Genomic DNA, 26872 nt, shown 5'->3' with positions numbered 1-26872 from the left:
CGCGAAAGGTGCGGGGCGCGCCGGATCACGATGTCCCGATATGCGGAAGCGGGTGAAAGGCGAATATCGGAGCGGCGGAATGACCCGAATAGTCACGAATGCTGCACGCGTGAGAATTCATGATCACGGCCCGCCGGCGCGCGACGTGGGCGGCGCTTCAGTGCTGAGCGCGCGTACGCCGTGGCGGAGGCATCTGACCAGCGTGCACGTGCTGAAGCCGTCACCACTAGGCTGGCCTGCGAGCAGTTCACCGCGATTTCCCTCGACGATCTAGGAGAGACACTGTGACCATTCGGGTAGGCGTCAACGGCTTCGGCCGCATCGGGCGCAACTTCTTCCGCGCCCTCGATGCGCAGAAGACCGCTGGCAAGAACACCGACATCGAGATCATCGCGGTCAACGACCTGACCTCGAACGCCTCCCTGGCGCATCTGCTGAAGTTCGACTCGATCCTGGGCCGGCTGCCCTACGACGTCACCCTGGAGGGTGAGGACACCATCGTCGTCGGCGACACCAAGATCAAGGCGCTCGAAGTCAAGGAAGGCCCGGCGGCGCTGCCCTGGGGCGACCTGGGCGTCGACATCGTCGTGGAGTCCACCGGCATCTTCACCAAGCGCGACAAGGCCCAGGGACACCTGGACGCCGGCGCCAAGAAGGTCATCATCTCCGCGCCCGCCAGCGATGAGGACATCACCATCGTGCTCGGCGTCAACGACGACAAGTACGACGGCAGCCAGAACATCATCTCCAACGCCTCGTGCACCACGAACTGCCTCGGCCCGCTGGCCAAGGTGCTCAACGACGAGTTCGGCATCGTCAAGGGCCTGATGACCACGATCCACGCCTACACCCAGGATCAGAACCTGCAGGACGGCCCGCACAGCGACCTGCGTCGCGCCCGTGCCGCCGCCATCAACATCGTGCCCACCTCCACCGGCGCGGCAAAAGCGATTGGCCTCGTCTTGCCTGAACTGAAAGGCAAGCTGGACGGCTACGCACTGCGGGTGCCGATCCCCACGGGTTCGGTCACCGACCTCACCGCGGAGCTGAAGAAGTCGGCCACCGCCGACGAGATCAACGCCGCCATGAAGGCCGCCGCCGAGGGCAAGCTCAAGGGCATCCTCAAGTACTACGACGCGCCGATCGTGTCCAGCGATATCGTCACCGACCCGCACAGCTCGCTGTTCGACTCGGGCCTGACCAAGGTCATCGACAACCAGGCCAAGGTCGTCTCCTGGTACGACAACGAGTGGGGCTACTCGAACCGCCTCGTGGATCTGGTTGCGCTGGTCGGTAAGTCGCTCTAGTCGGGCGAGCGAAGCGACGGGAAAGAGAAACAGTGGTTGCAACACTTTCCGACCTGTTGGCTGAGGGTGTCGAAGGTCGGGGCGTGCTCGTGCGCTCCGACCTGAACGTCCCGCTCGACGACAACGGGGCCATCACCGATCCCGGCCGCATCATCGCCTCGGTGCCGACGCTGAAGGCGCTGGCCGAGGCCGGTGCCAAGGTCGTCGTGACCGCGCACCTCGGCCGCCCCAAGGGCGAGCCGGACCCGAAGTTCTCGCTGGCCCCGGTGGCCGCGGCGCTGTCCGAGCAGCTGGGACGCCACGTCCAGCTCGCCGGTGACGTGGTCGGCACCGATGCGCTGGCGCGTGCCGAGGGCCTCACCGACGGTGACGTGCTGCTGCTGGAGAACATCCGCTTCGATGCCCGCGAGACCAGCAAGGACGACGCCGAACGCCGCGCGCTGGCCGAGGCGCTGGCCGGACTGGTCGAGGGGGCCGACGGCTCGCCGGGGGCATTCGTATCCGACGGTTTCGGCGTGGTGCATCGCAAGCAGGCCTCGGTGTTCGACGTCGCCACGCTGCTTCCGCACTACGCGGGCACGCTGGTGGCCACCGAGGTCAAGGTGCTCGCGCAGCTGACCAGCTCGACCGAGCGGCCCTATGCGGTGGTGCTCGGTGGTTCCAAGGTGTCCGACAAGCTCGCGGTCATCGAAAACCTGGCGACCAAGGCAGACAGCATCGTCATCGGTGGTGGCATGTGCTACACCTTCCTTGCCGCGCAAGGGCTTTCGGTCGGCGACTCGCTGTGTCAGGTCGAGATGATCGACACCTGCAAGAAGCTGCTGGAGACCTACGGCGACGTCATCCACCTGCCGGTGGACATCGAGGTGGCCGACGGGTTCGCCGCGGATTCGCCGCACGAGACGGTGGCCGCCGACAAGATCCCGGACGGGAAGATGGGCCTGGACATCGGCCCCGAGTCGGTCAAGCGCTTCACCGCGCTGCTGTCCAACGCCAAGACGGTGTTCTGGAACGGCCCGATGGGCGTGTTCGAGTTCCCGGCATTCGCCGCGGGCACCAAGGGCGTCGCCGAGGCGATCATCGGTGCCACCGGCAAGGGCGCGTTCAGCGTCGTCGGCGGCGGTGACTCGGCTGCCGCGGTGCGTCAACTCGGCCTGCCCGATGACGGCTTCTCACACATCTCGACCGGCGGCGGCGCGTCGCTGGAATACCTCGAGGGCAAAACCCTGCCCGGCATAGACGTCCTGGAGTCCTGATATGGCACGTAAGCCGCTGATCGCCGGCAACTGGAAGATGAACCTCAATCATTTCGAGGCCATCGCGCTGGTGCAGAAAATCGCATTCGCGTTGCCGGACAAGTACTTCGACAAGGTCGATGTCACCGTCATCCCGCCGTTCACCGATCTGCGTAGTGTGCAGACCCTGGTGGACGGGGACAAGTTGCGGCTGACCTACGGGGCCCAGGATGTGTCCCAACATGATTCCGGCGCCTACACCGGTGAGATCAGTGGCGCGTTCCTGGCCAAGCTGGGTGTCACCTTCGCCGTCGTCGGGCATTCCGAGCGTCGCACCTACCACCACGAGGATGACGAGCTGGTGGCGGCCAAGGCGCTGGCCGCGCTCAAGCACGGGCTCACCCCGATCGTCTGCATCGGTGAGCAGCTCGACGTGCGTGAGGCCGGCGATCACGTCGAGTTCAACGTCAATTCGTTGCGCGGCTCGCTGGCGGGGCTGTCCGCCGAGCAGATCAAGCAGGTGGTGATCGCCTACGAGCCGGTGTGGGCGATCGGCACCGGCCGGGTGGCCAGTGCCTCCGACGCTCAGGAGGTGTGTGCGGCCATCAGAACGGAATTGGCTGCGCTGTCCTCGAAGGAGATCGCCGTCGGTGTGCGGGTGCTCTACGGCGGATCGGTCAACGCCAAGAACGTCGGCGAGATCGTCGGCCAGACCGATGTGGACGGTGCGCTGGTCGGTGGCGCCTCGCTGGATGGCGAGCAGTTCGCCACCCTGTCCGCGATCGCTGCCGGGGGGCCGCTGCCGTAACGCGGGTCGCTCCGGAAAGTCGGAATCGCACCCGGTAAACTCTGCGGCATGGAACTCGCGTTGCAGATCGTGCTGATCATCACCAGTCTTCTGGTGGTGCTGCTCGTGCTGCTGCACCGGGCCAAGGGCGGCGGTCTCTCGACACTCTTCGGTGGTGGCGTGCAGTCCAGCCTGTCCGGTTCGACCGTGGTGGAGAAGAACCTGGACCGGCTGACGCTTTTCGTCATCGGCATCTGGCTGGTGTCGATCGTCGGTATGGCGCTGCGCATCAAGTACAACGTTTGACCGACCCACAGCGGCTTGGACCGCAGCCGGGCGAGGGCGTGATTGTCACCTTGAAGTCACCGCCGCTGCCGGTGTCGTGGGCGCGGCTGGCACCGCCGGTGATCATCGTGAACGGCTGGCCGTTGCCGGAACCGCGCCAGGGACGCAACAGCATCCCCGCGCCGCCGGGCCGCTACCGGATTCACGTGCATCTGCGCTATTTGGTGCCCGCCCGGATGGGCCCCGCCGACTATGACGCGGACGTGGTCGCCGGGCAGTGGACCGAGATCGAGTACAAACCACCGTTGTGGACCCTCGGCAGAGGCTCGCTGGGTCCGCCCCCGCAGCACTACCGTGGGTTGGTCCCGATCCTGGTGGTGCTGGCGGTCAGCGTCGTGGTGAGCCTGCTGATGCTGTTGATCATCCTCTGATCACCCCTCGTTCTGCGGGCACGCCGGCCGGCGTCGATAATCGTGGGATGGCTGACGGTACTGACATTGCGCTCGCCCCCATGGGATCGGTACATCGCACGCAGGTCGGACGTGAAGCCACCGAGCCGATGCGCGAGGACATCCGGTTGCTCGGCGCGATCCTTGGCGACACCGTCCGCGACCAGAACGGTGATGCGGTGTTCGATCTGGTGGAACGGGCCCGGGTGGAGTCCTTCCGGGTGCGGCGCTCCGAGATCGACCGTGGTGAGCTCGCCGGGCTGTTCCGCGATATCGACGTGCACCAGGCCATCCCGGTGATCCGGGCGTTCACCCATTTCGCCTTGCTGGCCAACGTGGCCGAGGACATCCACCGGGAACGGCGCAGAGCGGTGCACGAGGCCGCCGGGGAACCGCCGCAGGACAGCAGCCTGGCCGCCACCTACCTCAAGCTCGACGACGCACAGCTCGACGCCGCCGCGGTCGCCGACGCACTGACCGGTGCGCTGGTGTCGCCGGTGATCACCGCACACCCGACCGAGACCCGTCGGCGCACCGTGTTCGACACCCAACACCACATCACCGAATTGATGCGGCTGCGCCTACACGGGCATACCCGCACCGATACCGGCCGCGATATCGAGACCGAACTGCGCAGGCACATCCTCACGTTGTGGCAGACCGCCCTGGTCCGGCTGTCCCGGCTGAAGATCTCCGACGAGATCGAGACCGGGCTGCGCTATTACCCGGCCGCCTTCCTCGACGTCATCCCGCGGGTGAACGCCGAGGTCCGCACCGCACTGCAGCAACGGTTCCCGGATACGGCGCTGCTGGCCGATCCGATCCTGCGGCCCGGCTCCTGGATCGGTGGTGACCGCGACGGCAACCCGAACGTGACCGCCGAGGTGGTGCGGCTGGCCACCGGACGGGCCGCGTTCACGGCGTTCACCCACTACTTCAGCGAGATCACCACGCTGGAGGAGGAACTGTCGATGTCGGCGCGGCTGGTGCGGGTCAGCGCCGATGTGGAGGCGCTGGCGGATGCCTGCGCCGAGCCCGCCCGCAGCGATGAGCCGTACCGGCGCGCGTTGCGGGTCATCCACGCCCGGCTCACCGCCACGGCCGCGCAGATCCTGGACCGCCGGCCCGAGCGCGGACTCGATCTGGGGCTGCCGGCCTACGACACGCCCACCCAGCTGCTCGACGATCTCGACGCCGTCGACGCATCGCTGCGTGCCAACGGTTCTGCCGTGCTCGCCGACGATCGGCTGGGACGGTTGCGGGAAGCGGTGCGGGTCTTCGGCTTTCACCTTTCCGGACTCGATATGCGACAGAACTCCGAGGTGCACGAACAGGTGATCGCGGAGCTGCTGGCCTGGGCCGGCGTCCATTCCGATTACGCCTCGCTGCCCGAGGATGAGCGGGTGAGGCTGCTGGCCGCCGAGATCGGCACGCGGCGTCCGCTGATCGGTCCCGGCGCCGATCTGTCGGAGCTGGCCGCGAAGGAACTGGGCATCGTGGCGGCGGCGGCGCGCGCGGTGACGGTGTTCGGGCGCGAAGCGGTGCCGAACTACATCATCTCGATGTGCCAATCGGTGTCGGACATGCTGGAGGCGGCGGTACTGCTCAAGGAGGCCGGACTGCTCGATGTCTGCGAGGATGCCGTGTCCGGTGGACGACCGTACGCACCCGTGGGCATCGTGCCGCTGTTCGAGACGATCGACGATCTGCAGCGCGGATCCGCGATCCTGGAAGCGGCCCTGGACGTCCCGGTCTATGCGGCGGCGGTCGCCGCGCGCAACGGTCATCAGGAAGTGATGCTGGGCTATTCGGACTCCAACAAGGACGGCGGCTACCTGGCGGCGAACTGGGCGCTGTACCGGGCCGAACTGGAACTGGTCGAATCGGCGCGCAAGACCGGAATCCGGTTGCGACTCTTCCACGGTCGCGGCGGCACCGTGGGGCGCGGTGGTGGACCCAGTTATGACGCGATCCTGGCGCAACCGCCCGGTGCGGTGAAGGGGTCGTTGCGGATCACCGAACAGGGTGAGGTGATCGCGGCCAAGTACGCCGAGCCGAGGATCGCCCATCGCAACCTGGAGACCCTGCTGGCGGCAACGCTGGAATCCACCCTGCTCGATACCGAGGGGCTGGGGGACTTCGCGGAGAGTGCGTACTCGGTGCTCGACGACCTGGCCGCCCGGGCGCAGCGCGCCTATGCCGAACTGGTGCACGAGACACCGGGATTCGTGGAGTACTTCAAGGAATCGACACCGGTGAGTGAGATCGGGGCGCTCAACATCGGCAGTCGCCCGACCTCGCGCAAACCCACCACCGCCATCTCGGATCTGCGGGCGATCCCCTGGGTGCTGGCCTGGAGCCAGTCGCGGGTGATGCTGCCCGGCTGGTACGGCACCGGGACCGCGTTCGAGGAGTACATCGCCGGCGACGACGCCAAGCTGGACACGCTGCGCGACCTCTACCAGCGCTGGCCCTTCTTCCGGACAGTGCTGTCGAATATGGCTCAGGTGCTGGCGAAATCGGATCTGGGCCTGGCCGCCCGGTATTCCGAACTGGTCGCCGACGAGGATCTGCGGGCCCGGGTGTTCGACAAGATCGTCGCCGAACACGAGCGCACGGTGCGGATCCACGGGCTGATCACCGGCCAGGATGACCTGCTGGCCGACAACCCGGCGCTGGCCCGGTCGGTGTTCAACCGGTTCCCCTACCTGGAGCCGCTGAACCACCTGCAGGTCGAACTGCTGCGCCGGTTCCGGTCCGGTGACGAGGACGAACTCGTGCAGCGCGGCATCCTGCTGACCATGAGCGGGCTGGCCAGCGCGCTGCGCAACTCCGGCTGAGATCTCAGAGCCGGGCCACCCGGCGAACCTGGGAGACGGCGCCGCGGATCGCACTCTCCACGGTGGCCAGCGGTGACGCGACGGCCTCGCCGATCTCGACGATGGCCTCCACGCGGGACACGATCTGCTCAAGCCGTTCCACCATGGCGATCAGGCGCGGTGCCAGTTCGTCGATGCTGGTGATGGTCTCGTTGAACCGGTCGAGGGTGACGTCGAGGTCGCCGATCGAATTGTTCAGCGTGACCACGGTGCGGTCGAGATCGGTGAGCAGTGTTTCCACCTGGACGACGGTGGCGTCGGCGTTCAGCGCCGCCTGCGTGAGCGTCTTGATGCGCCGCGTCGCCGGACGGGTACGGCCGTCGCCTTTGTCTGCCATGGGGTCAGTATGGCGGCCCAGGGAACCAAAACGCGTCAGGGTGCGTCTGATCTTGTATGGCTAACTTCTGTGACGGAAGCCCGCGGCTGCGTCCCGACGCCGGTTCGGCCCGGGCCGTCGCCGACTATCTGGCCGGCTACGGCGAGGCGCTGGCCGACCAGTGCCCAGAACTGCAGCCCGACGAGTGAGAACTCTGCTTGAATGGCGACGGTGCTGACGCGACCGCTGGATGTCGAAACACCGGCCTTGGTGGTCGATCTCGGGCGGCTGAAGGCCAACGTGACGGCGATGGCCCAAAGTGCACGCGCCAAGGCGGTCGATCTGCGGCCGCATGCCAAAACGCACAAGAGCATCCAGATCGCCGAGCTCCAGATGGCGGCGGGCGCAGTCGGCATCACCGTCGCGACGGTCTCGGAAGCGCAGGCATTCGCCCGTCACGGGATCGACGACATCTTCATCGCCTACCCGGTGTTGCCGGTCGGCGCCAAGGCGAGGCGATTCCGCGAACTCGCCGAGGGTGTCCGGCTGCGTGTCGGGGTCGAGAGTGCCGCGGGTGCCGCGGCCATCGCCGAGGCGTCCGGGGGCACGGATGTCTCGGTGTTGATCGAGATCGACAGCGGGCAGCACCGGACCGGGGTGCGGGCGCCGGACGCGGCGGCGCTCGCCGAGCAGTGCCGGCGAGTGGGTTTGAGCGTCGCCGGTGTCTTCACCCACGGTGGCCACGCGTACGCGGGCCCCGATGCACCGCACGCCGCCGGGACCGACGAGGGCGATCACCTGGAAGACGCGGCACGCGCACTGAATGACGCGGGTTTCGCCGTCTCGGTGGTGAGCGCGGGGTCGACACCCACCTGGCGTGCTGCCCGCCCACCCGTCGTCACCGAAGAGCGCCCGGGGACATACGTGTTCGGGGACCGTCAACAGGTCGCGCTGGACGCCCAGCGGCAGGACGGCTGCGCCGCCTGGATCGCGGCCACCGTGGTGAGTGCACGCGAAGGACGGGTGGTCATCGATGCCGGATCGAAAGCGCTCACCGCTGAGCGGCCGCCCTGGCTGGAGGGCTTCGGAATCGTCCCCGAGCTGGGAAATGCGGTCGTCACCAGGGTTTCGGAGCACCACGGCATGCTCGACGACGTGGACACCTCGGGCCTCGCCGTCGGAGACATGGTGTCCGTGCTGCCGAATCACATCTGCACGGCCGTGAACTTGTTCGACGAGTACGTCGTCGTCGAGCACGGTGAGGTGATCGACCGGTGGCAGCTGGTCGCCAGGGGCAGGAATGCCTAGGTTCAGCCCGGCAGCTTGCTCGCGGCGGCCTTGTCCAGCAGCCACACGGTGGCCTCCCGGCCGATCGCACCCGCCGCGGGGATGTCGACCGCCGCGGCACCGCCGATCGCGGCCGCGGCCGCCTCGGCCTTCTCGGCTCCGGCCACCACCAGCCACACCTCACGGGCCCGTCGCACCGCGGGCAGCGTCAGCGTGATGCGGCGCGGCGGAGGCTTGGGGGATTCGGTGACGGCGATCACCAGCCGTGAGTCCTCGCGCACCGCGTCGGTGTCGGGGAACAGCGAATTGATGTGGCCCTCGCCGCCCATCCCGAGCAGGTGCACATCGAACTCCTCGGGCAGCAGCTTCTCGTAGGCCTGCGCGGCTGCCTCGATATCGTCGCCGAACTCCCCGTCGCTGGCGGCCATCTCGTGCACATTCGCCGAGGGGATGGAGATGGTCTCCAGCAGCGCCTCGCGGGCTTGGCGGTAGTTGCGCTCGGCGTCCTCGGCGGGCACGAAGCGTTCATCGCCCCAGAACAGCTGCACCTTGGACCAGTCGACATCGGGGGCGTACGCCGCGACATGGCGCAGCAGCGCGATCCCGACGGTGCCGCCGGTGAGCACGATCACCGCGTGTCCGCGGCCGGCGATCGCCGAGGTGATGGCGCCGACCAGCCGGGCTCCGGCCGCGGCGGCCAGTTCCCCGGCGTCGACGTAGGTCTCGATCACCTGTTCAGACATAAGTCACCTTGTCGATTCCGCGCAACGCTTCCAAGTAGATCTCATCGGCATCCAGGCGCCGCATGTCTTCGGCCAGGCAGTCGCGGGTTTCCCTGCGGGCCAACGGAATCTGGGCATCCGGCTTGCCGGTGCGGGTGAGCGTCGCGGTCACCCCTTCCTGGGGGCGGCTCAGGGTGATCGTCTCGCTGGGCCGGGTCAGTTCGATCTTCAGCTCGCCGACCGCGCGGGTGACGGGGCAGTCCAGCCGGCCGACCAGCCAGCCGGCCAGGATGTCGAGCGCAGGCTCTTCCCGCAGCCCGGACACCACCACCTCGGTGATCGGCTCGTGCGGTGCCTGATCCACTGCGGCGGTCAGCAGGGCACGCCAGTAGGTGATCCGGCTCCAGGCCAGGTCGGTGTCGCCGGCGGTGTATCCGGCCAGCCTGCTCTTGATGCAGGCCAACGGGTTCTCGCCGTTGGTGGCATCGGTGATCCGGCGGATCGCCAAGCGGCCCAGCGGATCCTGTGCGGGTACCTCGGGCGCGAGATCCGGCCACCAGGTCACCACCGGGGTGTCGGGCAGCAGGAACGGGGTGACGACGCTGCTGGCGTGGTTGGCCAGCGGTCCGGACAGTCGCAGCACCACGACCTCGTTGGCGCCGGCATCGCTGCCGACCCGCAGCTGGGCGTCGAGGCGGGCCTCGGTGCTCAGCCGGTCCCCGGGGATCACCACGATGACGCGGCAGGGGTGCTCGCGGCTGGCGACGTTGGCCGCCTCGATCGAGTCCTCCAGGACCGCTTCGGTATCCGGGGCGATCACCAGCGTGAGCACCCGGCCCAGGGTGATCGCACCGCCCTCCTCGCGCAGGGCGACGATCTTCTTGTTGATGGCACCGGTGTTGGTGTCCGGCAGATCGATGATCATCGGGATCCTCGGTTCTTCGCGCGAGCGCTCATCACGGTCGCCTCCATTCGCGCCCGGTCCGGTGCAGCATCTCGAAGGCCGACTCCGGTCCCCAGGTGCCCGACTCGTAGGTGTCCGGTGTGCCGTGCGACGCCCAGTACTCCAGCGCAGGATCCAGGATCTTCCAGGACAATTCGACTTCGGCATTGACCGGGAACAGCGACGGCTCGCCCAGCAGCACGTCCAGGATCAGCCGTTCGTAGGCCTCGGGCGACTCCTCGGCGAACGCGGAGCCGTAGGAGAAGTCCATGCTGACATCGCGGACCTCCATGGCGTTGCCGGGCACCTTGGACCCGAACCGCAGGGTGATGCCCTCATCGGGCTGTACCCGGATCACCAGCGCGTTCTTGCCCAGCTCTTCGGTCATGGTGGCGTCGAAGGGCAGATGGGGCGCCCGCTTGAAGACCAGTGCGATCTCGGTGACCCTGCGGCCCAAGCGCTTTCCGGTGCGCAGGTAGAACGGCACGCCCGCCCACCGGCGGGTGTCGACGTCGACCGTGATGGCCGCGAAGGTCTCGGTGCCGGAGGTCTTCGAGAATCCCTCCTCGTCGAGCAGCCCGACCACCTTCTCGCCGCCCTGCCAGCCCGCCGCGTACTGACCCCGGGAGGTGGTCTCGTCCAGCGGCTCGGCGAGCCGGCTGGCGCCGAGCACCTTGATCTTCTCGGCCTGCAACTCTGCGGGGGAGAAGTTGACGGGCTCCTCCATCGCGGTGAGCGCGAGCAGCTGGATCAGGTGGTTCTGGATGACATCGCGCGCGGCGCCGACGCCGTCGTAGTAACCGCCACGTCCGCCGAGGCCGATGTCCTCGGCCATGGTGATCTGCACGTGGTCGACGTAATGCGCGTTCCAGATGGGCTCGAACATCTCATTGGCGAACCGCAGCGCCAGGATGTTCTGCACCGTCTCCTTGCCCAGGTAGTGGTCGATGCGGAACACCGAGGATTCCGGAAAGACGCTGTTGACCAGGGCGTTGAGCTCCTCGGCGCTGGACAGATCGTGCCCGAACGGTTTCTCGATGACGACCCGGCTCCAGGTGTCGCCCGGCTTCTCGGCCAGACCCGACCGCGACAGCTGCTCGAGCACCTGCGGGAACGCCTTCGGCGGGATCGACAGGTAGAACGCATGATTGCCGTCGGTACCGCGTTCGGTATCCAGGGTGTGCAGGGTCTCGGCGAGCCGGCCGAAGGCCTCGTCATCATCGAAAGCGCCCTGGACGAACCGGAACCCCTCGGCGAGCCGGTCCCACACCTCTTGGCGGAACGGTGTGCGGGCGTGCTGTTTGACGGCGTCGTAGACGACCTTGGAGAAGTCCTCGTCCGCCCAGTCGCGCCGGGCGAACCCGACCAGCGCGAAACTCGGTGGCAGGAGACCGCGGTTGGCCAGGTCGTAGATCGCCGGCATCAGCTTCTTGCGGGCCAGGTCTCCGGTGACCCCGAAGATCACCACCGCGCAGGGCCCCGCGATCCGGGGCATGCGCTTGTCGCGTTTGTCCCGCAGCGGGTTTCGCCAGGCGGCAGCGGTCTCGGTCATTTCTTCGCGGCGTCGAGCTGTCCCTGGGTGGCTTCGAGCAACTCGGCCCAGGACTTTTCGAACTTGTCCACACCCTCCTTTTCGAGGACCTTGAACACATCGTCGAGATCGACACCGACCTCGACCAGTCCGTCGAACACGCCCTGGGCGGCATCAGCGGTCCCGCTGACGGTGTCACCGGTGACCACACCGTGGTCGGCGACCGCGTCGAGAGTCTTTTCCGGCATGGTGTTCACCGTGTTGGGCGCCACCAGTTCGGTGACGTAGAGGGTGTCCGAGTAGTCGGGGTTCTTGACGCCGGTGGATGCCCACAGCGGGCGCTGCGCCCGGGCTCCCGCGCCCTTCAGTGCGGCGAAGCGCTCACCACCGAACTCCTCTTCGTAGGCGGCGTAGGCGAGACGGGCGTTGGCCACACCGGCCTGACCGCGCAGATCCAGCGCGGCCTGGGTGCCGATCTTCTCCAACCGGGCATCGATCTCGCTATCCACCCGGGACACGAAGAACGAAGCGACGGAATGGATCTTGGACAGATCGTGACCGGCGTCCTTGGCCTTCTCCAGCCCACTCAGGTATGCGTCGATCACCGCGCGGTGCCGCTCCACCGAGAAGATCAGCGTCACGTTCACCGAGATGCCCTCGGCGATCACCGCGGTGATGGCGGGCAGACCTGCCAGCGTCGCCGGGATCTTGATGAGCAGGTTGGGCCGGTCGACGATCTTCCAGAGCTCTTTGGCCTGTTCGACGGTCTTCTCGGTGTCATGCGCCAGGCGCGGGTCGACCTCGATGGACACCCGGCCGTCGACACCGTCGGAGGCCTCGTACTGCTTGGTGAACAGATCGCAGGCGTTGCGCACATCGTCGGTGGTGACGGCCAGAATCGTGGCGTCCACATCCGAGCCGGTCGCGGCCAGTTCGTTGACCTGCTCGTCATAGGCGTTGCCCTTGGACAGCGCGGCCTGGAAGATCGACGGGTTGGTGGTGACGCCGACGATGCTCTTGGTCGCGATCAGCTCGGCGAGGTTGCCGGTCTGGAGGCGCTCGCGGGACAGGTCGTCGAGCCACACGGAGACGCCTGCGGCCGACAGTGCTGCGAGATTCGGGTTCTGAGACATGATGTTTGGCCCTACTTCCTAGTTGTCTTCCGACCGCCGGGCGGTCAGTTGTCCAAAGTGCGTTCGGCAGCAGCGACGACGGCTTCAGCGGTGAAGCCGAACTCACGGAACAACGTCTTGTCATCGGCGGATTCGCCGTAGTGCTCGATCGAGATGATCTCGCCGGTGTCGCCGACGAGCTTGTGCCAGGACTGCGCGATCCCGGCCTCGACCGCGACGCGCGCGGACACGTCGGGCGGCAGCACCGAATCGCGGTACTCCTTGGGCTGGGACTCGAACCACTCGACACAGGGCATCGACACCACGGCGGCCACGATGTCCTTGTCGGCCAACAACTTCTTGGCCTCGACGGCGAGCTGAAGCTCGGAACCGGTCGCGATGATGATCACCTCGGCATCGGCCGCGTTGTCACCGCCGAGCACGTATCCGCCCTTGGCCACCCCGTCGGAGTCGGTGCCTTCCAGGACCGGAACGCCCTGGCGGGTGAGGATGAATCCGACCGGGCCTGCCGTGTTGCCGCGGGCGATGATGCTCTTCCACGCGTACGCCGTCTCGTTCGGGTCACCCGGGCGCACGACGGACAGGTTCGGGATGGCGCGCAACGCGGACAGGTGCTCGATCGGTTGGTGGGTGGGGCCGTCCTCACCCAGACCGATGGAATCGTGGGTCCAGATGTAGATGGTGTCGATCACCATCAGCGAGGCCAGTCGGACCGCGGGGCGCATGTAATCGGAGAACTGCAGGAACGTTCCGCCGAAGGCGCGGGTCGGACCGTGCAGCACGATGCCGGAAAGGATCGAACCCATGGCGTGCTCGCGGATACCGAAGTGCAGCACCCGGCCGTACCAGTCGGCGGTGAAGTCCTCGGTGGAGATGCTCGGCGGACCGAACGATTTCACGCCCTTGATGGTGGTGTTGTTACTGCCGGCGAGATCGGCTGAGCCACCCCACAATTCGGGCAGCTTCGGGGCCACGTCGTTGAGCACCTGGCCGAAGGCGGCGCGGGTGGCGACCGCCTTGGAGCCGGGCTCCCAGTAGGTGATGTCGGCATCCCAGTCCTCGGGCAGTTCCTCGGCCGTCAGGCGGTCCAGCAGCTGCTTGCGCTCGGGCTCACGCTCGGCCCACGCGTCGAAGCCGGTCTGCCACTTCTCATGTGCCTCGCGGCCACGGTCGACGAGCTTGCGGGTGTGCTCGATCACCTCGGGGCGGACCTCGAACTTCTTGTCCGGGTCGAAGCCGAGGATCTTCTTGGTGGCCGCGACCTCGTCGTCACCGAGCGCCGAGCCGTGTACGCCACCGGTGTTCATCTTCGTGGGGGCCGGGTAGCCGATGATGGTGCGGATGGCGATGAACGACGGCTTGTCGGTCACCTTCTTGGCCTCGGCGATGGCCTCCTCGATGGCGACCACGTTCTCGCCGCCGACGATTTCCTGGACGTGCCAGCCGTAGGCGCGGTACCGGTCGGCCACGTTCTCGCTCAACGCGATGTCGGTGTCGTGCTCGATGGAGATGTGGTTCTTGTCATAGAAGACGATCAGGTTGCCCAGCTGCTGGGTGCCGGCCAACGAGGAGGCCTCGCTGGTCACGCCCTCTTCGATGTCGCCGTCGGAGGCGATGACGTAGATGTGGTGGTCGAACGGGCTCTCGCCGGCGGGGGCATCGGGGTCGAACAGGCCGCGCTCGTAGCGGGCGGCCATGGCCATACCGACGGCCGAGGCCAGTCCCTGGCCCAGCGGGCCGGTGGTGATCTCGACACCCTTGGTGTGCCGGAACTCGGGGTGCCCCGGGGTCTTGGACTTGAAGGTGCGCAGCGCCTCGATGTCTTCGATCTCCAGACCGAAGCCACCCAGGAAAAGCTGCAGGTAGATGGTGAGGCTGGAATGCCCACACGACAACACGAAGCGGTCCCGGCCCAGCCAGTGGGTGTCGGACGGGTCGTGCTGCAGCTGGCGCTGGAACAGGGTGTAGGCCAGCGGGGCGAGGCTCATCGCGGTACCGGGGTGGCCGTTGCCGACCTTCTGGACCGCATCCGCGGCCAGCACGCGCACGGTGTCGACCGCGACGGTGTCGAGGTCGGACCAGTCGTCGGGGTGGTTCGGTTGCGTGAGGGCAGTTATCTCTTCGGCGGTGGTCACTACCTTCACTCCTAAAATTTCTCTGCGCTGCGGACGTCGCTACCTCAAACAGCCTAGTGCGGCGGAGTCATCCACCGCAGACCGGTTGGTGCAGGTTTAGGCGTCCGTTAACGCTGGACAAACTCGCCACACCCACCCTGCGGTGCGGAGCCGACTGCGGTGCGGTCTACCATCGTCTGTAGTAGAAGCCCGCGTGACCGTCGCCCGAGGAGTTATTTGCGTGAGCATTCGCGAGCGCCGGCCGGTCAGTGGCGCACCGAATCGGATACGAACCACGGTTCTTTCGTACCTGGCGCTGACGAAGCCGCGTGTGATCGAGCTGTTGCTGGTCACGACGATCCCGGCCATGCTGCTGGCCGATCGTGGCACCGTTGACCCGCTGCTCATCCTGAACACCCTGATCGGCGGCATGATGGCCGCCGCCGGTGCCAACACCCTGAACTGCGTCGCTGACGCCGACATCGACAAGGTGATGAAGCGAACCGCCCTGCGGCCGCTGGCCAAGGCGTCGGTGCCGACCCGGCATGCGCTGATCTTCGGGCTGGTGCTGACCGCGGGGTCCTTCGCCTGGTTGTGGTGGACCACCAATCTGCTCTCCGGCGTGCTGGCGCTGGCGACCATCGCCTTCTACGTGTTCGTCTACACCCTGCTGCTCAAACGCCGCACCTCGCAGAACGTGGTGTGGGGCGGCGCCGCCGGGTGTATGCCGGTGATGATCGGCTGGTCGGCGGTCACCGGCACGATCCAGTGGCCGGCGCTGGTGATGTTCCTGATCATCTTCTTCTGGACGCCGCCGCACACCTGGGCGTTGGCCATGCGCTACAAGGAAGACTACAAAGCCGCCGGGGTGCCGATGCTGCCCGTCGTCGCCACCGAACGCCAGGTCACCCGCCAGATCCTGATCTATACCTGGCTGACGGTGCTGACCACGCTGAGCCTCGCACTGGCCACCGGCTGGTTGTATGCGTCGGTGGCGGCCCTGGCCGGTGCCTGGTTCCTGGTGATGGCCCATCAGCTCTACGCGGGCGTGAAACGCGGGGAGCCGGTCAAGCCGCTAAGGCTGTTCCTGCAGTCCAACAACTACCTGGCCGTCGTGTTCTGTGCGCTGGCCGTGGATTCCGCAATGGCCCTGCCGCAGCTGTTCTGACCATTACGGTCCGTGTATGACCCTGCATGTCAGCCCCGACAATTTCGGCCGTGCCGAATCTGACCTGTACTTCGGCAATATCGTCGGAGGTGACGGCTTCGGCGCGCTGCACCACTTCCGGGAACTGAGCCCGGTCGACGAACAGCTGGTGATCCGGCAGAACCGCGACACGCTGTACTCGGCCGGGGTGTTCGACCTCGATGCCGGTCCCGTGACCGTCACGCTGCCCGACAGCGCCGGACGCTTCATGTCCCTGCAGGTCATCACCGAGGACCACTATGTGCCGGCCGTCGTCTATGCACCGGCCGAACTCACCATCACCCGGGCGGACGCCGGCACCAGGTACATCGCCACGGCCCTACGCACTCTGGTCGACCCCGACGATGCCGCCGACCTCGCCGCGGTACACGCACTGCAGGACGCCATCGCCGTCTCTCAGCCCGGTGGACCGGGCAGCTTCGCGGTGCCGGACTGGGATCCGGTCAGCCAGAAGACGGTGCGCGACGCGCTGATCACGTTGTCGACGACAGTGCCCGACAGCTTGCGCACCTTCGGGGAGAAAGCGGAGGTCGATCCGGTGCGCCACCTCATCGGGACGGCCTATGCGTGGGGCGGGAACCCCGAGCGCGATGCGTTCTACCTCTCGGTCGTCCCGGTCGCGAACGACGGCGCCACCGTGCACAGACTCGTCGTCAAAGACGTTCCGGTGGATGGTTTCTGGTCGGTCACCGTCTACGACAAGAGCGGCTATTTCGCGCCCAACCCGCAGAACGCCTACTCGGTGAACAACATCACCGCGGTCCGGGAAGCCGACGGAAGCACCATCATCGGTTTCGGTGGCGAGCAGGGGCCCAATCTGTTGCCGATCACCGACGGGTGGAACTACATCGTGCGGTTGTACCGGCCGCGCCCGGAGATCCTGGACGGAACCTGGACCTTTCCGGCGGCGCAGCCCGTCGAGGGCAGGGCCGCTTCCCGGCCATAAGCAGCGGTGCCGGTGTGGCGAATGTCTACCATGACGATCATGATCATCGGGTGGCTGTTCCGAGCCATGGCCGGCCTCGTCGTGGTGTTCGCCCTTGCGGCCTGCTCGGCCGGATCCCCGCCGGGTGCGCCGGGCACGGCCGAGGATTTCAAGGCCGGTGGTGGCTCGGCCGCGGAGACCATGCCGCTCACCGGCCCGGTGCCGCAGGACGCGCCGAAGGCGCCACCCCAGGTGCAACGCGACGTCGTCAAGACGGCCACCATCTCGGTCACCGCCGATGACCCGCCGGCCGCGGCTGACCGGGCGTCGGCGATCGTCACCGAGGCCGGCGGGCGGGTGGACGGTCGCACGGAGTACGGCGGGTCGGCGCTGGACCGGGCCCGGATCACCCTCACCCTGCGGGTGCCCGCCGACAAGCTCGACGGCGTCATCGACGGGCTGAAAGGTCTGGGCACCGTCGAGTCACTGGACATGCAGGCCGAGGACGTGACCAGCCAGCGCGTCGACCTGGATGCCCGCATCAAGGCGCTGCAGACCTCGGTGGACCGCCTGCTGGCGATCATGCGCGACGCCCGGGACCCGTCGGCGCTGATCGAGGCGGAAAGCGCCCTGTCGCAGCGGCAGGCGGATCTGGACAGCCTGCGCGCGCAACGCGCGGCGCTGGGGGAGCAGATCTCTTACAGCACCGTCACCGTCGACCTGATCGCTCCCATCGTCGGGGGACCCGCCCCCGAGGAGTACCGAGGCTTCCTCGGCCAGATGGAACGCGGCTGGGATGCGCTGGTCGACACCGGGTCGAACCTGTTGCTGCTCGTCGGTCTGCTGCTGCCCTGGGTCGGCGCCGCGGTCGTGGGGCTGGCACTGCTGTTCGGTCTGTACCGGGTGGTACGCGCGCGCCGTTAAGGCACCAGGACGACGGAGCCGACGGTCCGGCGGCCCTGCAGATCGGTGTGCGCCCGTGCGGCCTCGGCCAGCGGGTAGCGCTCGCTGACCGTGATGGTGATCGAACCGTCGGCGATGGCGTTGATCACTTCGCCTGCCCGCCAGGCGAACTCGTCGGCGGTCCGGGTGTAGGCGTCCAGACTGGGCCGGGTCAGGAACACCGAACCCGCCGTGTTGAGCCGCTGCGGATCGAACGCGGGCACCGGCCCGCTGGCGGCGCCGAACAGGGCCAGCGTGCCGCGCACCGCGAGGCTGGCCAGGCTGGCCTCGAAGGTGGAGGCTCCCACCCCGTCGTACACCGCGGCGACCCCGCCGTTGCTCAGCCGTTTGACGGTGGCGCCGAACTCCTCGGCGTCCTCCGGGTACTCCAACACCTCGACCGCGCCGGCCTGCCGGGACAGCTCGGCCTTCTCCGGGGTGGACGCGGTGGTGATCACCCGGGTCCCCATGCTGGTGGCCCACTGGGTCAGGATCAGACCCACACCGCCGGCACCGGCGTGCACCAGAATTGTGTCGTTGGACTGCACGGCGTACACGGACTTCAGCAGGTAGTGCGCCGTCATCCCCTTCAGCAGTGCCGATGCCACCGCGTCCGGCGCCACCCCGTCTGGCACGTAGGCGACGTAATCGGCTGGGGCGACGGAGAAATCGGCGTAGGCGCCGACGGCGTTGGCGGTGACCACCCGGTCTCCGACGGTCAGCGCCGCGACATCCTCACCCACGGCGGCAACGGTGCCGCACACCTCGCTGCCCGAGACGAACGGCAGTTCGCGCGGGTACTGCCCCGAGCGGAAGTAGGTGTCGATGAAGTTCACGCCGATGGCCTCGGCCTTGATCAGCACCTGACCGGGGCCGGGCGACGGCGCATCCTTCTCGACGTAGTTCAGGACCTCGGGTCCGCCGGTCTGGGCAACTTCGATGGCATGCATATCTCTATCATCCATATGTGAAGCTGGCCCGCCCCGACGTGTTCCATCCCCGCATCGTGTTCGCCAGTTGCCCGGCACTTCCCGAAGGTGACAGCGATGACGAGGGCCTGGTCGAGGCCCTGCGCACGCGCGGCCTGCCGGTCAGCTGGAAGTCCTGGGACGACCCGGCCACGCTGGAGGCCGACCTGGTGGTGTTGCGCGCCACGTGGGACTACAGCGAGCGTGTCGACGAGTTCCTGGCCTGGACGCGAGCGGTGCGCAACCTGCTGAATCCACCGGAAGTGGTGGCATGGAGCACCGATAAGCACTATCTGCTGGATCTGGCGCGCGACGGCCTGCCGATCGTGCCCACCCGGTACTACGCGGTCGGCGATACGGTGCGGGCGCCCAAGGGCGAGGTGGTGGTCAAACCCGCCGTCGGCGCCGGATCGGTGGGTGCGCAACGGTTCGTCGACCCCAGTGCGGCGGTGGCCCACGCCCAAGCGCTGCAGGCCGACGACCGCGCCGTGTTGGTGCAGCCCTATGACCCGCGGATCTCCGGCGGGGAGACGGCGCTGGTGTTCCTCAACGGTGAGCCCTCCCACGCCTTCACCAAGGGGCCGATCCTGCCACCGGCCGGGCGCGGACCGGAGTTCGAGCAGACCGGGACGTTCGCCGCGGAGAAACTCGGCGCCGCCGATCCGGCCGACGAGGTGTGGGAGGTCGGTCACGCCGCGGTGGCCGCGGCGACGACACGGTTCGGTATCCCCGCCCGCGATCTGCTTTACGCGCGCGTCGACATCATCGGCGGGGCCGATGACCCGCGCCTGCTGGAACTGGAACTCGTCGAACCGTCGCTGGGGTTCCGTCAACTCGGCGCGACCGAAAAGCGGCGCGCCGAACGCGATTACGCGCTCGGCGTGGAGGCGGCCCTGATCCGGCTCGGGCTCGGTCCGCTGTCACACCGCGGGGCGTGATCGCAGTGCTCGATGCCGATGATGTCCAGCGCATCGCACTGTCGTTGCCCGAGACAAGGGAGAAGGAGCGCTGGGGGCATCCGACCTTCGACGTGGCGGGCAAGATGTTCCTCACCGTGCCCGACGATCAGACCTCGATTGCGGTGCGCTGCCCTAGATTTGATCGCGAGGAGCTGATCGCCGCCGAGCCGCACAAGTTCTGGGTGCCCCCACACGAAGCGCCATCGGCGTGGGTGCGGGTTCGGCTCGACACGCTGGAGGACGCGCGGGAGCTGCACGACATTGTGCTGGATTCCTGGCGGCAGGCTGCCCCGAGCAGGCTCACCGACACCTAGGCCGGGTCGGCCAGGCGCACCCCGGTGCGTAGATCGAATCGGTGCACGTCACGTGCCGACAGCTCCACCGTGGCGCCGACGGTGACATCGGCCAGTGCCGCCGCCTCGACGACGCTGGTCAGCTGTTGATCGGCCGAGCGGACCGTGATGATGGCCCGCGGCCCGAGCAGTTCGACGAGTTCGACCACCGTGGCCCCGTCCGGGGACGGGGTGAGGATCAGGTCGTCGGCGCGCACCCCGATCGTGACCGCACCGGCATCGGGGCCGCCCACCGTGATCCGCACGCCCGATTCGGTACGCAATTCACCGCCGGTGACCGCGCCGTCGATCAGGTTCATCTTCGGGCTGCCGACGAAGGTGGCCACGAAGGTATCGGCCGGTCGGCGGTAGACCTCCGCGGGCGGGCCGGCCTGGGCGATGCGGCCCTCGCGCATCACCACGATCCGGTCCGACAGTGTCATCGCCTCTTCCTGGTCGTGGGTGACGTAGAGCGAGGTGATGCCCAATCGGCGCTGCAGCCGCAGTAGTTCGGTGCGGGTTTCGACGCGCAGCTTGGCGTCCAGGTTGCTCAGCGGTTCATCGAAGAGAAAGACCGCGGGTTCGCGGATGATGGCCCGTCCGATCGCCACCCGCTGCTGCTGCCCGCCGGACAGGTCCTTGGGCTTACGTTCGACCAGCGCGCCCAGGCCCAGCGATTCGGCTATCTCGTCGGCCCGCTTCAGTGCCTCGGCGCGGGGAATCTTCTTGGCCCGCAACGGGAAGGCGATGTTCTCCCGCACCGACAGATGCGGATAGAGCGCGTAGTTCTGGAACACCATGGCGATATCGCGGTCCTTGGGTTCCAACGCGGTCACATCGCGATCACCGATGCGGATGGTGCCGGCGCTGACCGCTTCGAGCCCGGCCAGCATGCGCAGCGACGTGGTCTTACCGCAGCCGGACGGTCCGACCAGCACCGTCATGCTGCCGTCGGCGAGTTCCAGATCCAGGTCCGACACCACGCTCGTCGACCCGAACGATTTGCCGACCTTGGAGAAAGTGACCGATGCCATGCTTGTACAACCTCGCTTGTCTAGTACTTGACCGCGCCGCCGCTGATCCCCTGGACCAGGCGTCGCTGGATGAAGAAGCTGGCGATGACGACCGGAATGATCGCGATCATGATCGCGGCGCTCATGGTGCCGATCTGCACTCCGCGGAAGGTGTTGAAGTTCGCGATGGCCACCGGCAGGATCGCCGCATTGCCGGGGGCCAGGATCAGCCCATAGAACAGGTCGTTCCACGACAGCGTGAACCCGAAGATGCCGGCGGCGCCGATACCGGGGTAAACCTGCGGCAGCACCACCATCCGGAAGGCCTGCCACCGGGTGAATCCGTCGACCCGGGCCTGCTCCTCCAGCGAGGCGGGTACCGCCTCGAAGAAGCCGATCAGGAACCAGGTGACCAGCGGCAGCACGAAGGACAGGTGCGCGAAGATCACCGGTGCCAGGGTGTCGGTCATCCGCAGCGCCTGGGCCATGGTCAGGAACGGGAACACCATCACCGCGGGCGGAACCACCTGCGCGGCCAGCATGCCGAATCGGGTCAACGAACCGCCGGCCCGGTACTTGGCGATCACATAGGCGCCCATGCTGCCGACGACCAGGCTGATCGCGACGGTGATGACGCCGACCAGTGCGCTGCGGCCGGCGGCGGCGAACACCCCGGACTCGAACACGGCCTGCCAGTTCGCCAGGCTGGGAGCAAAGGCGAACAGGAATGGTTCCGACATCTGTTGGGGTGTCTTGAAACTCGCCAGCGCCACCCAGACGATGGGGAACAGCACGAAGACGAACGCCGCGGTGAGCACCGCGAGACGCAGGACTTCCAGCGGGGCAGGGCGAGCGAAGCGACGGGGGATGTCGAGCTTGTTCATCGGGCCGCACTCCTGTCCGCGGCGCGGTTGCGCTCCATAGCGCGGAACGCCGCCACGATGACCACCAGAACCAGGGCCAGCACGATGAAGGCCATGGCGCTGGCCTGGGCGAGCCGGAAGAACTGGATGCCTTCGAGATACATGAAGTACTGCAGTGTCTGGGTATCGGTGCCGGGGCCGCCGCGGGTGGTGGCGTAGATGTACTCGAAGACCCGCAGCGCGTCGAGGCCGCGCAGCAGCACCGCGACGGTGAGCACCGGGGCGAGCATCGGGATCAACACCCGGCGCAACCGGTAGACCGGACCGGCGCCGTCGACCCGGGCGGCCTCCATGGGTTGTTTGGGCATCGACTCCAGGCCGGCCAGGATCAGCAGCACCATGAACGGCGTCCACTGCCAGACATCGATGAAGGCCAGCGTCAGCAAGGCCTTTCCGGCACCGAAGAAGTCGTAATCGGCGCCCACCGCGTGCAGCAGTGCCGGCACCGCGCCGATCTGATCGTTGAGCAGGAAGCGGAAGATCAGCCCGACCGCGATGGGGGTGATGAACATCGGCGCGAGCACGATCGCCCGGGACAGGTCCTTGGCCCAGCGCTGCTGATGCAGGGCCAGGGCGAGCGCGAAGCCGAGAACCAGTTCGAGGCTCACCGCGATCACCACATACATGGCGGTGGTCGCGAAGGCCTCCCAGAACGCCGGATTGGCCAGCGCGCTGGTGAAATTGGCCGCTCCCACGAAATCCGGTTGCGTGCGATCGGTCAGCTTGTAGTCGGTCACTGACAGATACGCCGCGTAGCAGAGCGGGAATCCGACGGCCACGGCGAACAGGGCGAGCAGCGGCGTGAGCATGCCGTACTTGAACTTCATCGCGGACACCCCATCCGTCCTGTGCACCAGGTGGCCGCCGGATTCCCTACGGTCACTGCTGGATCCGCTCCGCAGCTGCCTGCGCGTCACGCAGTGCGTCGGCGACGCTCTTGTTGCCCGCAGCGGCGTCGTTGAGCTCGGTGCCGACCGCCTGGATCATCTCCTCGCCACCCTTGCCTTGGGTGAGCGGGGCCGCGTCGGCCAGGATCTCGCCGACCGTCTTGTAGTAGTCGGCGCCGTACCCATCGGCGAGCACCTGCGGGTTGTTCAGCGAGCTCTCCCGGACCACGGCACCACCATCGGCGACCCGCTGCGCGTCGATCTCGGGTGAGGTCACCCACGAGGCGAACGCCCAGGCGGCGTCGGCGGCCCCGGAGTTGGCGGGAATCGCCCAACTCCAGGACCCCAGAGCGGATTTGCCGCCGGGGATCGGGGCCAGGGCGAACTGTCCGGCGCGTTCTGCCGAAGCGCCCTCGGGATCATTGAGCGCGGGAAGGTTCCAGTTGTAGCCGATCATCGAGGCGGCCATACCGCTGGAGACGGAGCGGAACGCCTCGTCGAAACCCCAGGACAGGCTGTTGGCCGGTGCCGCGGTCTTGTAGGTCTCGATATAGGCGTCCAGGGCGCGGGCGGCTTCCGGCGTGTCCAGCGAGGGCTTGCCGTCCTCGCCGTAGATCGATCCGCCGGCGGCGAACAGCCAGTTGGCCCATTCCTCGAAGATCTTGTAGCCGCGCTGGGGCTGCATCGCGATGCCGGCGCGGTCGGCGGTCTTGAGCCGCTGCGAGGTGGCCACCAGCGCGTCCAGATCGGTGGGGACGCTCTGCCCCGCCGAGGTCAGATCACCGGTGTTGTAGATGTAGCCCAGGGCGTAGTTGTAGAACGGGACGCCGTAGGTGGTGCCCTCGACATCGGTGATCGCCGTCAGCGAGTCGAAGAAGTCATCGGGCTGGTAGTCCGGGGTCGCCGCGATCCGGTCGCCCAGCGGTTCCAGGAAGCCGGCGTCGGCGAAATCGTCCATCCAGGGGTTGTCCACCACGATGAGGTCGTAGGCGGGTTGCGAGGCCTGGAACGAGGACACCAGGCGGTCACGCATCTGGTCGAAGGTCATCGTCTCGATGTCGACCTTGATATCGGGATACTTCTGGTTGAACTGTCCGACAAGGCCTTTGGCGATGTCGGTGTCGGGCACGTTCTCCATCAGTACCCGCACCGTGGCGTTGGTGTCGGTGGGAATCTCACCGAGACCCGACGAGCTCTGCTCACCGGATCCGCCGCTGCCTGCGCAGCCGGCGAGGGTCAGGCTGGTGGCGGCGATGATCGCTGGCAACCAGCGCAAGGTTGGGATTTTCATGGTCCTCTTCTCTTTGTCCGGGTGGATCGAGCGTGTGCGGGCGATGGTGGACTCAATCCATGTAGGCACCGCCGTTGACCGACAGTGCTTCTCCGGTGATGAACCGGGCATCCTCGGAGACCAGGAACGCCACCGCACGGGCGACGTCGTCGGGGGTCTGCAGGCGACCCAGGGGAGTGGCGTCGACCCAGGACTTGCGCACACCGTCGGCAGTGGTGCCGGTGAGCAACGCCTCCCACTCCAGCTCGCGGGTCTGCATCGGGGTGGCCACGAAACCCGGGCACACGCTGTTGACCGTGATGCCTTGGGGGGCAAGCTCGAAGGCCATCGCCTGAGTGAGGCCGAGAACGCCGAACTTGGATGCCACGTAGTCCGCCAAAAACGGCACCCGGCCCTGTTTGGCCGCCATCGACGCGGTGTTGACGATGGTCCCGCGCACCCCGGTGCGGATCATTGCCCGAGCGGCGGCCTGCCCGCACAGGAAGACACCCTTGAGGTTGATGTCGAGGCTGCGGTCCAGTTGGTCGGTGGACACGTCGACGAAGCGCGCCATCGCCGAAATCCCGGCGTTGCTCACCCAGGCGTGCAGCCCCACCCGATCGGCCACATCGTCGGCGAGTTGCGCCGATCCGGCGGCGTCGGTGACATCGAGTCGGGTGGCCTCGTGCCCGGTCCCGCTCAGTACCGCACGGGTCTGCTCGGCGGCCTCGGCGTCGATATCGGTGACGATGACCCGCCAGCCCCGCTCGGCGAGGGTGGCGGCGATGGCGCGTCCGATGCCCGACCCCGCGCCGGTGACGACGGCGGTTTGGGTGCTGGCGGTGGTGTCGGGGGTGGTCATGGCCGTGCCTTTCGGGCGATGCGGTGGGATATGGGGGTCAGCACGTCGCCGAGTTCACGCCACTGGGCGTAGGCCTCGGCGTAACGGTCGACGTTCTGCGGGTTGGGCACGACGGGTTCGCCGACGGTCTGGAACATCGCGGTGCTGTCCCAGCCGTCCAGCAGCCCGGTGCCGACAGCGGCGATCACCGCGGCGCCCAGCGAGGCGCCCGGGTGACCGACGATCGGGGACAGTGGGGTGCCCAGCACATCGGCGAGGATCTGCTTCCACAGCACCGACCGGCTGCCACCGTTGGTGACCAGCGCCCGGTGCAGCGGGACACCCATCGAGGCGAATACCTCGGTGTGGTGCCGGAAACCGTAGGCGATCGCCTCCAGCACGGACCGGTACATGTCCGCGCGGTTGTGGGCGAGGTCGAGTCCGACGAAGGCGCCGCGTAGATCGGGGTCGTGCAGCGGGCTCTTCTCGCCGAGAAAGTAGGGCAGACAGAGGATTTCGCCAGGTTTGCGGGTGTCGGCCTCATCGTCGAGGGCTACCAGGTCGATACCGCCGGACAGGGTCTGGAACCAGCGGATCAGGCTGCCGCTGGTGGCCATGCAGCCGTTGGGTAGCCACCGTCCGGGCACCGGGTGGGCGTCGAGATAGAGCCGGGCGTCGATGACCGGCTGTTCGGCGGCGACCAGGATGTCCCCGGCGCCACCGAGTTTCACCAGCCAGTCACCCTCGGCGTTGATGCCCGCGGCGTAGGCCGAGAGCACATGGTCGGCCCCGCCGACGATCAGCGGCAGGCCGGGTCGCAGTCCGGTGGCCTCGGCGGCGGCGACGCTGAGCGCGCCGGCCCGGGTGCCGGGGGAGAGCACGGCGGGCACCAGTTCCGCAGACAGGTCTGCCGCGGCGTACATCGGCTCGAAGCGTTCACCGGTGATCGTGCCGAGCCCGGATTCCAGCGCCCAGTTCAGCTCCACATGCGCGGGCGCGCCGAGCGCCATCAGCACCCAGTCGTAGGAGCCCACCAGGTGGGTCGTGCGGCTCCAGATGTCGGGCTCGTGGCGTTGCAGCCACAGCGCGGTCGGGGCGACCGACTGTTGGGTCACCGCGGAACCGGTTGCGCGCAGCACGGTCTCGGCGTCGAGCGCGTGCTGGAGTTCGGTGATCTCGGCGGTCGCGCGGGCGTCGTTCTGGAGCAGGGCGCGCCGGACCGGGGCTCCGGTACCGTCGACCGGCACGACGGCCGGGACCATGCCGGTGGTGGACAGTGCGCCGATCCGGTCGGGCGTGACGCCGGAGGTCGCCAGCACGTCGCGGATCCCGGCGTGCACGTTGCGCAGCCATTGGGTCGGATCGGCCTCGGCGTGGCCGGGGGCATCGGAGAACAGCTGAGCGTCGTGGGTGGCCTGGGCGACGATGCGGGCTCGGCCGATATCGACGAGCACGGTCTTGGTACCGGTGGTGCCGATATCAATGCCGATGGTGAACTCCGGCATGCCATCCCTTCGGTTGATGTTCGCCGTGTGGTTGTTGCGGTGGGACCACAATACTTACTCTGTTATATTCTCACAAGACATGTGCGACAGTCACGCTAACTCACGAGATTCT

At 67.4% G+C, this 26872-nt stretch carries 26 protein-coding genes; 13 read left to right on the top strand and 13 right to left on the bottom strand.

Annotated features, from left to right (window positions below; all coding sequences use genetic code 11):
* Window positions 1-284: 284 nt before the first annotated feature.
* From gap to ppc, 6 genes are read left to right on the top strand one after another with little or no spacing between them, the layout of a single operon-like run.
* Entirely contained in the window at window positions 285-1307 is a 1023-nt protein-coding gene (gap, locus tag EXE63_RS30690; protein ID WP_105365094.1) for a type I glyceraldehyde-3-phosphate dehydrogenase, read from the top strand.
* 32 nt (window positions 1308-1339) lie between these two features.
* On the top strand, window positions 1340-2563 hold the full coding sequence (locus tag EXE63_RS30685; protein ID WP_168145080.1) for a phosphoglycerate kinase: 1224 nt from the start codon (window positions 1340-1342) through the stop codon (window positions 2561-2563).
* 1 nt (window position 2564) lies between these two features.
* The gene (gene tpiA, locus EXE63_RS30680; protein WP_168145079.1) at window positions 2565-3350 is read left to right on the top strand and encodes a triose-phosphate isomerase; all 786 of its coding nucleotides are present in this window, start codon (window positions 2565-2567) and stop codon (window positions 3348-3350) included.
* A 48-nt stretch (window positions 3351-3398) separates the two neighbouring features.
* The gene (secG, locus tag EXE63_RS30675) at window positions 3399-3635 is read left to right on the top strand and encodes a preprotein translocase subunit SecG (RefSeq protein WP_105365091.1); all 237 of its coding nucleotides are present in this window, start codon (window positions 3399-3401) and stop codon (window positions 3633-3635) included.
* Between the two features lie 38 nt (window positions 3636-3673).
* Window positions 3674-4045, top strand: a complete 372-nt coding sequence (locus EXE63_RS30670; protein WP_210000161.1) for a hypothetical protein — start codon at window positions 3674-3676, stop codon at window positions 4043-4045.
* Window positions 4046-4092: 47 nt separating this feature from the next.
* Window positions 4093-6903 carry a phosphoenolpyruvate carboxylase gene (gene ppc / locus EXE63_RS30665; RefSeq protein ID WP_168145077.1) on the top strand — a complete coding sequence of 937 codons (2811 nt, stop codon included), beginning with the start codon at window positions 4093-4095 and terminating at the stop codon, window positions 6901-6903.
* Between the two features lie 4 nt (window positions 6904-6907).
* Here ppc and EXE63_RS30660 read toward each other — a convergent pair whose 3' ends face one another.
* Window positions 6908-7279, bottom strand: a complete 372-nt coding sequence (locus EXE63_RS30660; RefSeq protein WP_168145076.1) for an ATPase — start codon at window positions 7277-7279, stop codon at window positions 6908-6910.
* A 56-nt stretch (window positions 7280-7335) separates the two neighbouring features.
* On the opposite strand from EXE63_RS30660, the gene EXE63_RS33340 reads away from it, so the two are divergent.
* The gene (locus tag EXE63_RS33340; protein WP_255419479.1) at window positions 7336-7467 is read left to right on the top strand and encodes a hypothetical protein; all 132 of its coding nucleotides are present in this window, start codon (window positions 7336-7338) and stop codon (window positions 7465-7467) included.
* Between the two features lie 13 nt (window positions 7468-7480).
* Window positions 7481-8566 carry an alanine racemase gene (locus tag EXE63_RS30655; protein WP_168145075.1) on the top strand — a complete coding sequence of 362 codons (1086 nt, stop codon included), beginning with the start codon at window positions 7481-7483 and terminating at the stop codon, window positions 8564-8566.
* A gap of 2 nt (window positions 8567-8568) precedes the next feature.
* Here the strand turns inward: EXE63_RS30655 and pgl are convergent, their stop codons facing one another.
* The 5 genes from pgl to tkt are packed head-to-tail and all read right to left on the bottom strand — an operon-like array spanning window position 8569 to window position 15009.
* Window positions 8569-9288, bottom strand: a complete 720-nt coding sequence (gene pgl / locus EXE63_RS30650; protein WP_168145074.1) for a 6-phosphogluconolactonase — start codon at window positions 9286-9288, stop codon at window positions 8569-8571.
* Complete coding sequence (gene opcA / locus EXE63_RS30645) at window positions 9281-10192, bottom strand: glucose-6-phosphate dehydrogenase assembly protein OpcA (protein ID WP_168145073.1); 912 nt, start codon at window positions 10190-10192, stop codon at window positions 9281-9283. Before opcA ends, pgl begins: the two co-directional genes overlap by 8 nt.
* 31 nt (window positions 10193-10223) lie before the next feature.
* Window positions 10224-11762, bottom strand: a complete 1539-nt coding sequence (zwf, locus tag EXE63_RS30640; protein WP_168145072.1) for a glucose-6-phosphate dehydrogenase — start codon at window positions 11760-11762, stop codon at window positions 10224-10226.
* Window positions 11759-12874 (bottom strand): transaldolase, encoded by a 1116-nt coding sequence (gene tal, locus EXE63_RS30635; RefSeq protein ID WP_168145071.1) that lies wholly within the window; start codon window positions 12872-12874, stop codon window positions 11759-11761. The genes zwf and tal overlap by 4 nt, the downstream gene beginning before the upstream one ends.
* Before the next feature lie 44 nt (window positions 12875-12918).
* Window positions 12919-15009 carry a transketolase gene (gene tkt / locus EXE63_RS30630; protein WP_168145070.1) on the bottom strand — a complete coding sequence of 697 codons (2091 nt, stop codon included), beginning with the start codon at window positions 15007-15009 and terminating at the stop codon, window positions 12919-12921.
* Between the two features lie 220 nt (window positions 15010-15229).
* Between tkt and EXE63_RS30625 the strand changes: the two genes are divergently transcribed.
* The 3 genes from EXE63_RS30625 to EXE63_RS30615 are packed head-to-tail and all read left to right on the top strand — an operon-like array spanning window position 15230 to window position 18044.
* Window positions 15230-16156, top strand: a complete 927-nt coding sequence (locus tag EXE63_RS30625; RefSeq protein ID WP_168145069.1) for a heme o synthase — start codon at window positions 15230-15232, stop codon at window positions 16154-16156.
* Window positions 16157-16172: 16 nt separating this feature from the next.
* Entirely contained in the window at window positions 16173-17141 is a 969-nt protein-coding gene (locus EXE63_RS30620; RefSeq protein ID WP_168145068.1) for a DUF1254 domain-containing protein, read from the top strand.
* Between the two features lie 39 nt (window positions 17142-17180).
* On the top strand, window positions 17181-18044 hold the full coding sequence (locus tag EXE63_RS30615; protein ID WP_168145067.1) for a DUF4349 domain-containing protein: 864 nt from the start codon (window positions 17181-17183) through the stop codon (window positions 18042-18044).
* On the opposite strand, the gene EXE63_RS30610 is transcribed toward EXE63_RS30615, so the two are convergent.
* Window positions 18041-19012 carry a quinone oxidoreductase family protein gene (locus EXE63_RS30610; protein WP_168145066.1) on the bottom strand — a complete coding sequence of 324 codons (972 nt, stop codon included), beginning with the start codon at window positions 19010-19012 and terminating at the stop codon, window positions 18041-18043. The two genes, EXE63_RS30615 and EXE63_RS30610, sit on opposite strands and share 4 nt — an antisense overlap.
* A gap of 17 nt (window positions 19013-19029) precedes the next feature.
* Between EXE63_RS30610 and EXE63_RS30605 the strand changes: the two genes are divergently transcribed.
* Entirely contained in the window at window positions 19030-19968 is a 939-nt protein-coding gene (locus tag EXE63_RS30605) for an ATP-grasp domain-containing protein (RefSeq protein WP_168145065.1), read from the top strand.
* Window positions 19965-20303, top strand: coding sequence for an MmcQ/YjbR family DNA-binding protein (locus tag EXE63_RS30600; RefSeq protein WP_308205563.1), 339 nt, complete (start codon window positions 19965-19967; stop codon window positions 20301-20303). The genes EXE63_RS30605 and EXE63_RS30600 overlap by 4 nt, the downstream gene beginning before the upstream one ends.
* Here the strand turns inward: EXE63_RS30600 and EXE63_RS30595 are convergent.
* The 6 genes from EXE63_RS30595 to EXE63_RS30570 are packed head-to-tail and all read right to left on the bottom strand — an operon-like array spanning window position 20300 to window position 26760.
* Window positions 20300-21355: an ABC transporter ATP-binding protein gene (locus tag EXE63_RS30595; RefSeq protein WP_168145064.1), complete on the bottom strand. Its 1056-nt coding sequence runs from the start codon at window positions 21353-21355 to the stop codon at window positions 20300-20302. The two genes, EXE63_RS30600 and EXE63_RS30595, sit on opposite strands and share 4 nt — an antisense overlap.
* A 20-nt stretch (window positions 21356-21375) precedes the next feature.
* Window positions 21376-22218, bottom strand: a complete 843-nt coding sequence (locus tag EXE63_RS30590; RefSeq protein ID WP_168145063.1) for a carbohydrate ABC transporter permease — start codon at window positions 22216-22218, stop codon at window positions 21376-21378.
* Window positions 22215-23084, bottom strand: a complete 870-nt coding sequence (locus EXE63_RS30585) for a carbohydrate ABC transporter permease (protein WP_168145062.1) — start codon at window positions 23082-23084, stop codon at window positions 22215-22217. The genes EXE63_RS30590 and EXE63_RS30585 overlap by 4 nt, the downstream gene beginning before the upstream one ends.
* 52 nt (window positions 23085-23136) lie before the next feature.
* Window positions 23137-24435 carry an ABC transporter substrate-binding protein gene (locus EXE63_RS30580; RefSeq protein ID WP_168145061.1) on the bottom strand — a complete coding sequence of 433 codons (1299 nt, stop codon included), beginning with the start codon at window positions 24433-24435 and terminating at the stop codon, window positions 23137-23139.
* A gap of 52 nt (window positions 24436-24487) precedes the next feature.
* Window positions 24488-25276 (bottom strand): SDR family NAD(P)-dependent oxidoreductase, encoded by a 789-nt coding sequence (locus EXE63_RS30575; RefSeq protein WP_168145060.1) that lies wholly within the window; start codon window positions 25274-25276, stop codon window positions 24488-24490.
* Window positions 25273-26760: an FGGY-family carbohydrate kinase gene (locus tag EXE63_RS30570; RefSeq protein ID WP_168145059.1), complete on the bottom strand. Its 1488-nt coding sequence runs from the start codon at window positions 26758-26760 to the stop codon at window positions 25273-25275. Before EXE63_RS30570 ends, EXE63_RS30575 begins: the two co-directional genes overlap by 4 nt.
* Window positions 26761-26872 lie beyond the last annotated feature (112 nt).

Source organism: Mycolicibacterium frederiksbergense, from assembly GCF_012223425.1.
GTDB lineage: Bacteria > Actinomycetota > Actinomycetes > Mycobacteriales > Mycobacteriaceae > Mycobacterium > Mycobacterium frederiksbergense.
This window is presented reverse-complemented; position numbering and strand designations above follow the sequence as displayed.

Excerpts from the sequence above, each read along its gene's own strand:
- tpiA (WP_168145079.1), top strand. The coding sequence starts at position 2,565 with ATGGCACGTAAGCCGCTGATCGCCGGCAACTGGAAGATGAACCTCAAT.
- secG (WP_105365091.1), top strand. The coding sequence starts at position 3,399 with ATGGAACTCGCGTTGCAGATCGTGCTGATCATCACCAGTCTTCTGGTG.
- ppc (WP_168145077.1), top strand. The coding sequence starts at position 4,093 with ATGGCTGACGGTACTGACATTGCGCTCGCCCCCATGGGATCGGTACAT.
- EXE63_RS30660 (WP_168145076.1), bottom strand. The coding sequence starts at position 7,279 with ATGGCAGACAAAGGCGACGGCCGTACCCGTCCGGCGACGCGGCGCATC.
- EXE63_RS33340 (WP_255419479.1), top strand. The coding sequence starts at position 7,336 with ATGGCTAACTTCTGTGACGGAAGCCCGCGGCTGCGTCCCGACGCCGGT.
- EXE63_RS30655 (WP_168145075.1), top strand. The coding sequence starts at position 7,481 with ATGGCGACGGTGCTGACGCGACCGCTGGATGTCGAAACACCGGCCTTG.
- pgl (WP_168145074.1), bottom strand. The coding sequence starts at position 9,288 with ATGTCTGAACAGGTGATCGAGACCTACGTCGACGCCGGGGAACTGGCC.
- opcA (WP_168145073.1), bottom strand. The coding sequence starts at position 10,192 with ATGATCATCGATCTGCCGGACACCAACACCGGTGCCATCAACAAGAAG.
- zwf (WP_168145072.1), bottom strand. The coding sequence starts at position 11,762 with ATGACCGAGACCGCTGCCGCCTGGCGAAACCCGCTGCGGGACAAACGC.
- tal (WP_168145071.1), bottom strand. The coding sequence starts at position 12,874 with ATGTCTCAGAACCCGAATCTCGCAGCACTGTCGGCCGCAGGCGTCTCC.
- EXE63_RS30620 (WP_168145068.1), top strand. The coding sequence starts at position 16,173 with ATGACCCTGCATGTCAGCCCCGACAATTTCGGCCGTGCCGAATCTGAC.
- EXE63_RS30615 (WP_168145067.1), top strand. The coding sequence starts at position 17,181 with ATGATCATCGGGTGGCTGTTCCGAGCCATGGCCGGCCTCGTCGTGGTG.
- EXE63_RS30610 (WP_168145066.1), bottom strand. The coding sequence starts at position 19,012 with ATGCATGCCATCGAAGTTGCCCAGACCGGCGGACCCGAGGTCCTGAAC.
- EXE63_RS30595 (WP_168145064.1), bottom strand. The coding sequence starts at position 21,355 with ATGGCATCGGTCACTTTCTCCAAGGTCGGCAAATCGTTCGGGTCGACG.
- EXE63_RS30590 (WP_168145063.1), bottom strand. The coding sequence starts at position 22,218 with ATGAACAAGCTCGACATCCCCCGTCGCTTCGCTCGCCCTGCCCCGCTG.
- EXE63_RS30585 (WP_168145062.1), bottom strand. The coding sequence starts at position 23,084 with ATGAAGTTCAAGTACGGCATGCTCACGCCGCTGCTCGCCCTGTTCGCC.
- EXE63_RS30580 (WP_168145061.1), bottom strand. The coding sequence starts at position 24,435 with ATGAAAATCCCAACCTTGCGCTGGTTGCCAGCGATCATCGCCGCCACC.
- EXE63_RS30575 (WP_168145060.1), bottom strand. The coding sequence starts at position 25,276 with ATGACCACCCCCGACACCACCGCCAGCACCCAAACCGCCGTCGTCACC.
- EXE63_RS30570 (WP_168145059.1), bottom strand. The coding sequence starts at position 26,760 with ATGCCGGAGTTCACCATCGGCATTGATATCGGCACCACCGGTACCAAG.